We start from the raw sequence: 11,544 nt of genomic DNA on the forward strand, positions 1-11,544 counted from the left end.
CCGAAGTGTGGCGGGTGAGCTGGTCCGTGGGTCCGAACGCCTGCCATGCTTTGTTTTGGTGTTCTTAAATTGTCTTAATTGGGATGTTTTTCGATTTGTTGGGTTTTCCGGGGGTGGGATTCGGGCGCGGGGTCTGCTCGTCGTCAGATGGCGGACGGCGAACTGTCGGTCCGGTGGCCTACCGTCAGGGAGGTGAGCGCGGACATCCCTGCTGGCCAGGCCAGTGAGAAGATCACCGAGGCGGCGATCCGCCGGGTCCCCAAGGTCCTGCTGCATGATCATCTTGATGGTGGCCTGCGGCCCGAGACCATCGTCGAGCTGGCGGACGCCACCGGGTACACCGGTCTGCCGACGACCGACGTCGACAAGCTCGGCACCTGGTTCCGCGGCGGTGCGCACACCGGGTCGCTCGTGCGGTACCTGGAGACGTTCAGCCACACGGTCGGCGTCATGCAGACCCCCGAGGCCGTGGCCCGGGTGGCCCGCGAGTGCGCCGAGGACCTGGCCGCCGACGGGGTCGTCTACGCCGAGGTCCGGTTCGCCCCGGAGCTGCACGTCGAGCAGGGCATGTCCCTCGACGAGGTGGTCGAGGCCGCGCTGGACGGCTTCCGGGCCGGCTCGGCCGGAACCGGCCTGCACGTGCGAGCGCTGCTGACCGCCATGCGTCACCAGGCCCGTTCACTGGAGATCGCGGAGCTGGCCGTCCGGTGGAGGGAGGCCGGGGTGGTCGGGTTCGACATCGCGGGGGCGGAGGCGGGCAACCCGCCGACCCGCCACCTCGACGCGTTCCAGTACATCCAGCGGGCGAACGGGCACTTCACGATCCACGCCGGCGAGGCCTTCGGTCTGCCGTCGATCTGGGAGGCGCTGCAGTGGTGCAACGCCGACCGGCTCGGGCACGGCGTGCGCATCGTCGACGACATCACGGTCGACCCGGACGGAAACGCCACCCTCGGCGATCTGGCGGACTACGTGCGTGACGTCCGCGTCCCGCTGGAGATGTGCCCGTCGTCGAACGTGCACACCGGTGCGGCGCCGAGCCTGGAGCGGCACCCGATCGGCCTGCTGCGCCGGCTGCACTTCCGGGTCACGGTGAACACCGACAACCGGCTGATGAGCGGGGTGACGCTGTCCAGCGAGTTCGCGACCCTGGTCGAGACGTTCGGCTACGGCTGGTCCGACATCCGCTGGCTGACCGTGAACGCGATGAAGTCGGCGTTCCTCCCGTTCGACCAGCGTCTCGCGCTGATCAACGAGGTCATCAAGCCCGGCTTCGAGGGGTTCGTCCCGTGACCGGGTCGGCCGACCTGGCCGTGGGGGCGGACGGGTGGCCACGGTGCCCCTGGGGGCTGTCGACGCCGCTGTACGTCGAGTACCACGACACCGAGTGGGGCCGGCCGGTGCGGGACACCGTCGGCCTGTTCGAACGGATGACGCTGGAGGCGTTCCAGTCCGGGCTGTCGTGGCTGACCATCCTGCGCAAGCGCCCGGCGTTCCGGGCGGCGTTCGCCGGGTTCGACCCGGCCGCCGTCGCCGCGTTCGGCGCAGGCACGGTCGAGACACTTCTCCTGGACGCCGGCATCGTCCGCAACCGGCGCAAGATCGAGGCGACGATCGCGAACGCCCGCGCCGTGCTCGCCCTGACCGAGCCGTTGGCGGAGCTGGTCTGGTCGTTCGCGCCGCCGCCCCACCCGGCCCCGGTCCGGCTCGCCGACGTCCCGGCGGTGACCGCCGAGTCCAAGGCGCTGGCGAAGGCGCTGCGGGGGCACGGCTTCGTCTTCGTCGGCCCGACCACCGCGTATGCGCTCATGCAGGCGTGCGGGCTGGTGAACGACCACCTCGCCGGCTGCGCGGCGCGGGACGCGCCCGTCGCGCCGCCCGCCACCCCGGCCGCCGGGCTGACCGCGCCCGCGGGCTGACCGCGCCCCCGGTGGGCCGGCCCGCCCACCGGGGTCAGGTCATCCAGCTGCGGGGGCCGAAGGTCAGCACGGAGCGGGCGGCGACCCGGGACGCCTCGCCGAGCGCTCCGACCAGCTCGTCGGTCGCGAGCGCGCCGTGGGCCATCATCCAGGCGAACGCGCCGTGGAAGACGTCGCCGGCGCCCAGGGTGTCGCGGGCGGCCACCACCGGGGGCAGCACGTGGCCGCGCCGTTCCGCCGTGGCCCAGCGGATGGGCCCGGGGCCGTCCGTGACGGCGACGAAGAACGGGCCGTAGCGCAGCAGCAGGCCGAGGATGTCCGCGCCGGGGTCGAAGCCCGGGGGGCGGAACGCGGTGGAGCAGATCACGACATCGACGAACGGCAGGATCTGCTCGGTGCCGGGCTTCCAGCTGCCGCCGTCGAGCAGGACCGGCGGGCCCGCGCCCCGCAGGGTGCGCAGCAGGCCGATGGCCGCGTCGACCTGGTGGCCGTCGAGCACAACCACGTCGGCGTCGGCGACCGCGGCCGCGGCGGAGGTGTTGGCGGTGCACCGGGGGACCATGCCGTGGGTCGAGGTCACCGCACGCTCGCCGGTCCGCGAGGTCACCATGACCGCTGACATCGGGAGGGCGTAGGACATCGCCGACTGGCCGGCCAGGTGGCCGGCGGCCGCCGCGTTCGGACCGGCCTGGACGGCGCCGGCCAGGCCGGCCATCCCGCCGAGGGTGCCGGCCCCACCGAGCCCGGCCCCGCCCTGGCCGCCGGCCCCGCCGTGGCCGCCCTGGCCGCCGACTCCGCCGTGGCCGCCGATCCCGCTGTGGGGGGCGCCACCGGCCGGGCCGAGCACGTGGCCGGCCGGCCTGACCGCCCCGGCGGGGCTGTGGGCCGCGCCGCCGGGCAGGCCGGGTCCGCCCCGGCCGCGCATGTGCGGATACCCGGTGAGCGGGCCGGTCGGGCCGTACCCGGAGCGGGTGCCGCCGGTGCGCGGTCCCACGGGCTTCCCCGGCGGGCCGTGCTGGCCGGAGGGGCCGGCCATCCCCTGGGCGGGAAGGGCGCCGTAGGGACCGGCGGTGCCGTCGCCGGACTGCTCCGGCACCAGCTCGATGTGCCGGACCCGGTAGCGCGCGAGATCCGCGTGCACGAGCGCCGCGGCCGGGGACGTGCCGATGGCGCTGACCAGGCAGGCCCGTCCGCCGAGGTAGGCGAACGTCACCGCGGCGTTCGTCGCGGGACCGCCCGCATTCATGGCGAAATCGCGCGCCACACACTTCTCGTCGGCACCTGGAAGCCGATCCACGAGGTAGACCGAATCAAGCGTCGTCAGGCCGACGAAGACGCCTTTCATGGGCCCATTATCCGGCCTGGGCCGGAGTGGCAGGCCTGTTCAGGCGGGGGTGTCGAAGCCGGCGAACAGGTCGCGCGGCCGCAGGACACGGGCCGCCTCGGTGATGGAACCGGACAAGGAGGGATAGATCGAGAAGGTGTGCGCGATCTGGTCGACCGTCAGGCCGTTCTCCACCGCGAGCGAAATTGAGAGGATCAGTTCACTTGCACGCGGAGCAACGATGACGCCACCCAGGACGCTGCCACTTCCGGGCCGACAGAACAACTTGACGAAACCATCCGCAATCCCCATCATTTTCGCCCGCGGATTGCGCATCAGGGGCACTGTGGTGACCTCGGCGGCGATCGCGCCGGAGTCCTTCATCCGCTGGGTCACCCCGACGGTGGCGATCTCCGGCTCGGTGAAGATGTTCGACGAGACCGTGCCGAGGCGCAGCGGGGTCACCGCCTCGCCGAGGGCGTGCCACATCGCGATCCGGCCCTGCATCGCGGCGACGGACGCCAGCGGGAGCACGCCGGTGCAGTCGCCGGCCGCGTACACGCCGGGAACCGACGTCCGGGACATGCGGTCGACGACGACGTGGCCGCCGGAGCCGAGCCGGACGCCGACCTCGGTCAGGCCGAGGCCCTTCGTCCGCGGTACGGAACCCACCGCCATCAGTGCGTGGCTGCCTGTCACCGTCCGGCCGTCGGTGAGCTCGACGAGGACACCGTCGCCGATCCGGCGCGCCGCGGCGGCCCGGGAGCGGTTGAGCACCTCGATGCCGCGGCGGACGAAGACGTCCTCGATCACCCGGGCGGCGTCCGGGTCCTCGCCGGGCAGCACCCGCTCACGCGAGGAGACAAGTGTCACCTCGGCGCCGAGGGCCCGGTAGGCGCTGGCGAACTCGGCGCCGGTGACCCCGGAACCGACCACGACCAGGTGCTCGGGGATCTCCTTGAGGTCGTACAGGTGGCGCCAGGTCAGGATGCGCTCGCCGTCCGGCTCGCAGCCGGAGATCTCCCGCGGCGACGCGCCCGTGGCGACCAGGACGATGTCGCCGACGAACGTCTCGCCGTCGGACGTCTCCACCGCGTGCGGGCCGACCAGGCGCCCGGTGCCGTGCACCACCTCGACCCGCTCCCGCTCCAGGCGGCGCTCGATGTCGGCGGACTGGGCCCGGGCCAGCGCCCGCACCCGTTCGTTGACCTGCTCCGGGTCGACCGTGACCACGTCCGGTGGCGTCAGGTGGGGCAGGCCGGTCAGCTCCCAGCTGCCGACCTCGGCCGCCGGGTCGCCGTGCGGGCGCACGCCCAGCGCCGGCGCCATCGCGAAGTTCGTCATCGTCTCCGACGTCGCGATGAGGGTCTTGGACGGCACGCAGTCGGTCAGGACGCACGCGCCACCGATGCCGTCCGAGTCGATGACGGTCACGGTCGCGCCGAGGGAGGCGGCGACCAGGGCCGCCTCGTAGCCGCCGGGCCCGCCGCCAAGGATGACGATGCGCGTCACGTGGGATCCTCCAGAGCTCGTCGTACCTCCCTAGTTTGCCCCTCTTCAGATGTCCCTCTCGTCCCGGTGCGGCGGGCTCCGTAGTATCTTCCACCGACGTCGGACGCCCCCCGTGACGTCGGCCCACCCCGTGACGCCGGTGGCCGCACCCGGCTGGAAGCAACCCCGCGCTCTCGCACCGGGCGGGGAGATCGGAAGAGACCCCGACGATGACGAAGTACGCCGCCTACGCGAGCAACCTCGATCCGGCGCACATGAAGCAGCGCGCGCCACACTCCCCGGTGATCGGCACCGGGTGGATCAGGGGCTGGCGCCTGACCTTCGGCGGTGAGAACGTCGGCTGGGACGGAGCGCTGGCGACCATCGTCGAGTCGCCCGGCGCGGACGTGTACGTCCTGCTGTACGATCTCGACCGCTACGACCTGGAGCGCCTGGACATCTGGGAGGGCGCCGACACCGGCCTCTACACCCGCATCAGGGTGCGGGTGTCGACGCTGGACGGCGAGAGCCTGGCCTGGACGTACATCCTGAACACCTACGAGGGCGGGCTGCCGTCACGCAACTCCCTCGACCTGATCGCGGACGCGGCCGAGAAGGCCGGCGCCCCCTCCGACTACGTCACCGAGCTCCGCGGACGCCCGATCGCCTGATCCCGGGCGCCCGACCCACCCGGCCCGCCCAGGTGGGCCGGGTGGCACCGGACGACCTGGCCTAGGCCAGGTCGTCCGGGCCCGCCGGGTCGGCCGAGCGGTCGAGCAGCTCACAGGCGGCGGCGGAGAGGAACCTCACACCCACGCCGACCGCGCGCTCGTCGACGTCGAAACTGCCCTGGTGCAGGTCGTAGGTGGGGCCGCCCGGCGTGCGGGTGCCCAGCCGGGCCAGCCCCCCGGGCACGTGGGTGAGATACCAGCCGAAGTCCTCGCCGCCGAGGGACTGGGCGACCGAGGTGGCCGCCTCGTGCCCGAACACCGCGTCGACCACCGCGCCGAACGCGTCGACGACGTCGGCGTGGTTGACCACCGGCGGGACGCCGCGCACGTAGTCGACGGCGAGCTGCGCGCCGTAGGGGGCGACGAGCTGCTCGGCGAGGCGCTCGACCAGCTCCGGCGCCGCCTCCCAGGTCTCCCGGGACAGCGTGCGGACCGTCCCGCGCAGCTTGCCGGTGCGTGGGATGGCGTTCGTCACGGTGCCGGACTGGATCTGGCCCCAGACCAGCGAGAGCGCGGAGCGCGGGTCGACCCGCCGGGACAGCGCGGCCGGCAGGTCCACCGCCAGCCGGGCGAGGGCGTAGACCAGGTCGACGGTGTTCTGCGGCCGCGAGGTGTGCCCGCCCGGCCCGGCCAGGGTGATCTCCACCGCGTCGGCGGCCGAGGTGATCGGGCCGGAACGCAGCCCGATGGTGCCCACGTCGAGCGCGGGGTCGCAGTGCACGGTGATCGCCGAGGTCACCGGCTTGAGCACGCCGGCGTCGATCACGTCGAGCGAGCCGCCGGGCATGGTCTCCTCGGCCGGCTGGAAGAGCAGCCGCACGGTACCCGGCAACGGGTGGGCCCGGGCGTGCTCGGCGAGCGCCAGGCCGGCGCCGAGGGCCACGGTGGTGTGCACGTCGTGCCCGCAGGCGTGCGCGACACCCGGCACCGTCGACCGGTACGGGACGTCCTTGACGTCGGCGAGCGGCAGCGCGTCCATGTCGGCGCGCAGCATCACCACGGGGCCGCCCGAGTCGACCCCCGCGCCGATGTCGCACCACAGGCCGGGCACGTCGGGCAGGCGCTGCGGGCTCAGCCCGGCGGCCAGCAGCCGTTCCTCCAGGACACGCGCCGTGCGGTGCTCCTGGCGGCCCAGTTCTGGGTGGGCGTGCAGGTCACGCCGCAGCGCGATCAGCTCGTCCTCGTGCTCCGCGAGCCAGGCCGCCGTGATCGGCATGCCCGCCGCGGCGGTCCTGTGCGTCATGTCCACTGTCATCTGCCGGGCCGGGCCCTCCGCTGTCGCTCCGGCTGGCCGGCTACCCGTGGGTGACCGGTCGCCCCGCGTTCATCTCCGCCAGCAGCGTATCGACCACGGCGGTGAGGTCTCCGCCGGCCCGCCGAGCGGCGAGCTCCTGTCGGGTGTAGCTCGCCCCGGAGGCGAGGATCCGGTTGACGTCGGTCAGCTCGGTCTCACAGCCGAGCCGGCGGGCGACGGGGAGCAGATCCTCGACGAGGTCGGCGATGTCGGCGCGTACCGGGCGCACCGTGCCGCGGTCGTCCACCATGATCTTCGCGTCGAGGCCGTAGCGGGCGGCCCGCCACTTGTTCTCCTGCACCACCCAGCGGTGCGGGGCCGGCAGCTTGTAACCCCGGTCGAGCTGGGTGTTCATCCGGTCGACGATGCACTGCGCGAGCGCCGCGACCGCGCCGACCTCGAGCAGCGTCGGCAGGCCGTCGCAGATCCGCAGCTCGACGGTGCCGAAGTTGGGGTGGGGACGGATGTCCCACCACACCTCGCGGATCGTCTCGATGGTGCCGGCCGTCACCAGGGTCTCCATGAACCCCTCGAACGCCGCCCAGTCCTCCAGGGGGTAGGGCAGGCCGGCGGTCGGCAGACTCTCGAACACCCGCGACCGCGACGACGCGAGCCCCGTGTGCGCGCCGAGCCAGTAGGGCGAGGAGGCCGAGAGCGCCAGGAAGTGCGGGATGTAGGACATCAGCGCGTTCACGATGGGCATCGCCTTCTCCGGCGAGCGCACACCCACGTGGACGTGCACCCCGAAGATGAGCAGCCGCCGGGCCAGCCACTGCATCCGGCCGACCAGGCGGTCGTAGCGGTCGTCCGCGGTGATCTTCTGGGTGGAGTACTCGCTGATCGGATGGGTGCCGGAGCACATCAGGCCGATGCCGCGGCGTTCGGCGAGGTCCCGCAGCACCTCGACCGTGCCGAGCAGGTCGGCGGTGGCCTCGGGCACGGTCTGACACACCCCGGTGATCACTTCGATGGTCGACTCGAAGAGTTCGTGCTTGGCCTTGGCGGCGCCCTCCTCGCCGACCTTGCACCGCAGGTCCTCGAGGATCTCGGACGCGTCGCCGCGCAGGTGCCGGCTCTGCAGGTCGACGAGTTCCAGCTCCCATTCGATCCCAAGGCTGGAACTCGGGGACGACGAGAAGGGAATGTGCACCGCGGCTCCTCCGGGTGAGCGGGCCCGCCAGCGCGCGGGCCCGGAACTCGGGCAGCGAGCTCTCCGGGCTGGTTACCCAGATCACGCGGCCGTACCCCCGGAAGGGACGAAGAGACACCCCTGACGGGTCATTGGCCACGCGTGCCTCAGTGTCCGGATTAGCTCCGACTGAGAGCTATCTTAGTTTGACTTTTCGTGGCCGTGCGTACTTCAGCGCGACTGGGCGGGCTCGGCCTTCACAGGTGCCGCCGGGCCGGGAACGGCGGGAGCGACCACGCGGATGCCGAGCTCGCGCAGCTGTCGCTCGTCGATCGCCGTGGGAGCGCCGGTCAGCGGGTCCAGCCCGGACTGGGTCTTCGGGAAGGCGATGACCTCACGGATGTTGTCCTCACCCGCGAGGATGGCGACCAGCCGGTCGATACCGAACGCGAAGCCACCGTGCGGCGGGGCGCCGTACCCGAACGGGGTGAGGAAGAACCCGAACCGGGCCTTCGCCTCCTCCGGCGAGATCCCCAGCAGGCCGAAGACGCGCTGCTGCAGCTCGCTCTCGTGGATCCGGATCGACCCCGAGCCCAGCTCCCACCCGTTGAGCACCAGGTCGTAGGCCAGACTGCGCACCGCCAGCGGCTCGGACTCCATCTTCTCGACGTCGTCGGGGTGCGGCCGGGTGAACGGGTGGTGCCCCGGCTTCGGCCGCCCGGTGGCCGCGTCCACCCCGACGAACAGGGGGAAGTCCACCACCCAGGCGAAGCGCAGCTCGCCCGAGCCGGCCGGCGGGCGCCCGAGGTCGTTGCGCAGCTGGCCGAGCACCTCGCAGGTGGTCTCCCACTCGTCCGCCACCAGCAGCAGCAGGTCACCCTCCTCGGCCGCGGTCGCCGTGACGATCCCGGTGAGCTCCGCGGGGGAGAGGAACTTCGCGACCGGCGACTCCAGCGCCCCGGCGGCGGCGACGCGCATCCACACCAGGCCCTTCGCGCCCAGCTTCTTGGCGCGGTCGGTGAGGGTGTCGAGCGCCTTGCGGTTGTGGGTGGCCGACCCGCCCGGCACCCGGATGCCCTTGACCGCCGGGGCGCCGGCGAACGCCTTGAAACCGCTGTCGGCGAAGATCGCGGTGAGCTCGACGAGCTCCATCCCGAACCGCAGGTCCGGCTTGTCGACCCCGAACCGGTTCATCGCGTCATGCCAGGTCAGCCGCTCGATCTCCGGCACGGCGCGCCCGGAGCCCGCCACGGCCGTGGCGGCGGCGGAGAGCACCGCCGCGGAGACCACGTCGAGGATGTCGTCGACCCCGACGAAGCTCATCTCCAGGTCCAGCTGGGTGAACTCGTACTGCCGGTCGGCGCGCAGGTCCTCGTCGCGCAGGCAGCGCGCGAGCTGGAAGTAGCGGTCCATCCCGCCGACCATCAGCAGCTGCTTGAACAGCTGCGGCGACTGCGGCAGCGCGTAGAAGCTTCCCGGGAACTGCCGGGACGGGACGACGAACTCGCGCGCGCCCTCCGGCGTCGACGGCATCAGCAGCGGCGTCTCCACCTCGACGAACCCACGGTCGGCGAACGCGGTGCGCAGCGCGCCGAGCACCGCCGAGCGGGTGCGCAGGTTGCGCTGCATCCGCTCGCGGCGCAGGTCGAGGTACCGGTAGGTGAGCCGGGTGCTCTCCTCGACCGAGTCGGCCCGGTCGTCGAGCGGGAACGGCGGCGGCGCGGCGACCGAGAGCACCTCGACGGCGCAGTCCGTCAGCTCGATCCCGCCGGTGGCCAGCGCCGGGTTCGCGGTGCCCTCCGGACGGGTGGTGACGGTGCCGGTGATCCGCAGGACGTACTCGGAGCGGGCGTCGACCGAGCCGTCGACGACGCACTGCACCAGGCCCGAGTGGTCGCGCAGGTCGACGAACATCAGCGACTGGCCGTGCTGGCGGCGGTGCGCGACCCAGCCGCAGACCGTCACCCGCTGGCCGGCGTTGCCGAGCCCCAGATCACCGCACAGGTGGGTACGCATCACGGTGCTGTGCGTTCCGGGCGTGCTGGCGGCTGTCGACATGGCCATCCGTCCTGTGTCACCACTTGCTGATGTCACCGATTTGACTTGCTGATATCGCCTTGACTTGCTGATATCGCCGATTTGCTGATGTCCATCGGTAGCTGATCCGACTGACGCGGCTGCTGAGGGGCCGTGTCAGGTCGCTGTCGACCCTATCGGACGGCTCCACCGATGATCGCCGCGTGGGCCGGGGTGGCGGCCGCGCCGCCGGCGCTCAGGTCCGGCGGGGGCCTGAGTTCGGCGGGGCCTGAGTTCGGCGGGGGCTCGGGTTCGGCGGGCGCTCAGGGCCGGCGGGGAGTGGGCTCGGCTGGGCGCAGGGCCCGGATGAGGCGCGCCGCCTCGGACCGGGTGCGATTCGGCAGCCGCAGGATCTGCCGCCCGCCGGGGGTCTTCAGCTCGACCACGATCACCTCGCCGTGCCGCAGGCCCCGGGAGGCGGAGACGTCCCGGCGGTCGTAGGAGACGTCGAACCAGTCGCCCTCGCGCGGGAAGGGCGCGACCACCAGCAGCCGCCGCGTGGTCAACATGATCCAGCGGGACGTGCCGAGGCGATGCCCGACGAACCGCTCGGCCTTCGCGGTGACGCGCCCGCCACCGGTCGGGTCCGTCATCCGCCCGCGCAGCACGACCTCGATGAGCTCTCCGTCCTCAAGCGGCACCCGCGGGGGCTTCCGGACGGAGGGGACCAGGGACACCCCACCAGTGTGCTCCCGGAACGCCACGCGGTGCCGGGTCGGGGCCACGCGAGAGTGGTATGCCGCGGGCCGTACAGTCGCCTCGTGGCGGACAGCGGCATCATCAGCGCCCCCGACGCCGTCGCGTCGGCGGCGCGCCTGGTCGAGCGCACCGGAGTGGACCGGCACGACGTCGCGATCGTCCTCGGGTCCGGTTGGCGGCCCGCGGCGGACGTCCTGGCCGGTCTCGGTACCGACGTCGTCGACGTCGACTTCGCCGACCTGGGCGGCTTTCCCGCCACGGATGTCCCCGGCCACGCGCCCACGGCCCGTTCCATCCTGCTCGGCGGGCGGCGGCTGCTGGTCTTCCTCGGCCGGGTGCACGCCTACGAGGGCCACGACCTCTCCCTGGTCGTGCACACCGTGCGCACCGCGCACGCCGCCGGCGCGGGCACCGTCGTCCTGACGAACGCGGCCGGCGGGCTGCGGTCCGACATGTACGTGGGCCAGCCGGTGCTGGTCGCCGACCACCTCAACCTCACGGGCCGCTCGCCGCTGGTCGGCCCGCTGTTCACCGACCTCACCGACGCCTACTCGCCCCGGCTGCGCGCGCTCGCCCGCACCGTGGAACCGAGCCTGGTCGAAGGGGTCTACGCGGCGCTGCCCGGCCCGCACTTCGAGACACCGGCCGAGATCCGGATGCTGCGCGGGCTCGGCGCCGACCTCGTCGGCATGTCGACGGTGCACGAGACGATCGCCGCCCGCGCGCTCGGGGTCGACGTGCTCGCGCTCTCGCTGGTCACGAACCTGGCCGCCGGGATGACCGGCGCCCCGCTGGACCACACCGAGGTCCTCGCCGCCGGCGCCGCGGCGGCCGGCCGGATGGGCTCGATGCTCGCCGGGGTCATCGCCGCGCTTTGACCA

At 72.8% G+C, this 11,544-nt stretch carries 10 protein-coding genes; 4 read left to right on the top strand and 6 right to left on the bottom strand.

Annotated elements, in window-relative coordinates; genetic code table 11:
* Window positions 1-147 precede the first annotated feature (147 nt).
* Entirely contained in the window at window positions 148-1,293 is a 1,146-nt protein-coding gene (locus B056_RS0108500) for an adenosine deaminase (RefSeq protein WP_018501446.1), read from the top strand.
* Window positions 1,290-1,919 (top strand): DNA-3-methyladenine glycosylase I, encoded by a 630-nt coding sequence (locus B056_RS35840; protein WP_018501447.1) that lies wholly within the window; start codon window positions 1,290-1,292, stop codon window positions 1,917-1,919. The genes B056_RS0108500 and B056_RS35840 overlap by 4 nt, the downstream gene beginning before the upstream one ends.
* A gap of 34 nt (window positions 1,920-1,953) precedes the next feature.
* On the opposite strand, the gene B056_RS0108510 is transcribed toward B056_RS35840, so the two are convergent.
* Both B056_RS0108510 and B056_RS0108515 read right to left on the bottom strand, forming a co-directional pair.
* On the bottom strand, window positions 1,954-3,264 hold the full coding sequence (locus tag B056_RS0108510) for a PfkB family carbohydrate kinase (RefSeq protein ID WP_018501448.1): 1,311 nt from the start codon (window positions 3,262-3,264) through the stop codon (window positions 1,954-1,956).
* A 39-nt stretch (window positions 3,265-3,303) separates the two neighbouring features.
* Window positions 3,304-4,755 (bottom strand): NAD(P)H-quinone dehydrogenase, encoded by a 1,452-nt coding sequence (locus B056_RS0108515; RefSeq protein WP_018501449.1) that lies wholly within the window; start codon window positions 4,753-4,755, stop codon window positions 3,304-3,306.
* A gap of 209 nt (window positions 4,756-4,964) precedes the next feature.
* On the opposite strand from B056_RS0108515, the gene B056_RS0108520 reads away from it, so the two are divergent.
* Window positions 4,965-5,405, top strand: coding sequence for a gamma-glutamylcyclotransferase (locus B056_RS0108520; RefSeq protein ID WP_018501450.1), 441 nt, complete (start codon window positions 4,965-4,967; stop codon window positions 5,403-5,405).
* Window positions 5,406-5,466: 61 nt separating this feature from the next.
* On the opposite strand, the gene B056_RS0108525 is transcribed toward B056_RS0108520, so the two are convergent.
* The 4 genes from B056_RS0108525 to B056_RS0108540 all read right to left on the bottom strand — a co-directional run bounded on the left by B056_RS0108525 (window position 5,467) and on the right by B056_RS0108540 (window position 10,641).
* Window positions 5,467-6,708 (bottom strand): amidohydrolase, encoded by a 1,242-nt coding sequence (locus tag B056_RS0108525; RefSeq protein WP_230202899.1) that lies wholly within the window; start codon window positions 6,706-6,708, stop codon window positions 5,467-5,469.
* A gap of 52 nt (window positions 6,709-6,760) precedes the next feature.
* Entirely contained in the window at window positions 6,761-7,909 is a 1,149-nt protein-coding gene (locus tag B056_RS0108530) for a glutamate--cysteine ligase (protein ID WP_018501452.1), read from the bottom strand.
* A gap of 210 nt (window positions 7,910-8,119) precedes the next feature.
* Window positions 8,120-9,946 carry an aspartate--tRNA ligase gene (gene aspS / locus B056_RS0108535; protein ID WP_018501453.1) on the bottom strand — a complete coding sequence of 609 codons (1,827 nt, stop codon included), beginning with the start codon at window positions 9,944-9,946 and terminating at the stop codon, window positions 8,120-8,122.
* Window positions 9,947-10,227: 281 nt separating this feature from the next.
* Window positions 10,228-10,641 (bottom strand): PH domain-containing protein, encoded by a 414-nt coding sequence (locus tag B056_RS0108540; protein ID WP_035750824.1) that lies wholly within the window; start codon window positions 10,639-10,641, stop codon window positions 10,228-10,230.
* An 84-nt stretch (window positions 10,642-10,725) separates the two neighbouring features.
* On the opposite strand from B056_RS0108540, the gene B056_RS0108545 reads away from it, so the two are divergent.
* Window positions 10,726-11,541, top strand: coding sequence for a purine-nucleoside phosphorylase (locus B056_RS0108545; protein WP_018501455.1), 816 nt, complete (start codon window positions 10,726-10,728; stop codon window positions 11,539-11,541).
* The last annotated feature ends 3 nt before the right edge of the window (window positions 11,542-11,544 follow it).

Origin of the sequence: Parafrankia discariae (genome assembly GCF_000373365.1) — a bacterium.
Classification (GTDB): domain Bacteria; phylum Actinomycetota; class Actinomycetes; order Frankiales; family Frankiaceae; genus Parafrankia; species Parafrankia discariae.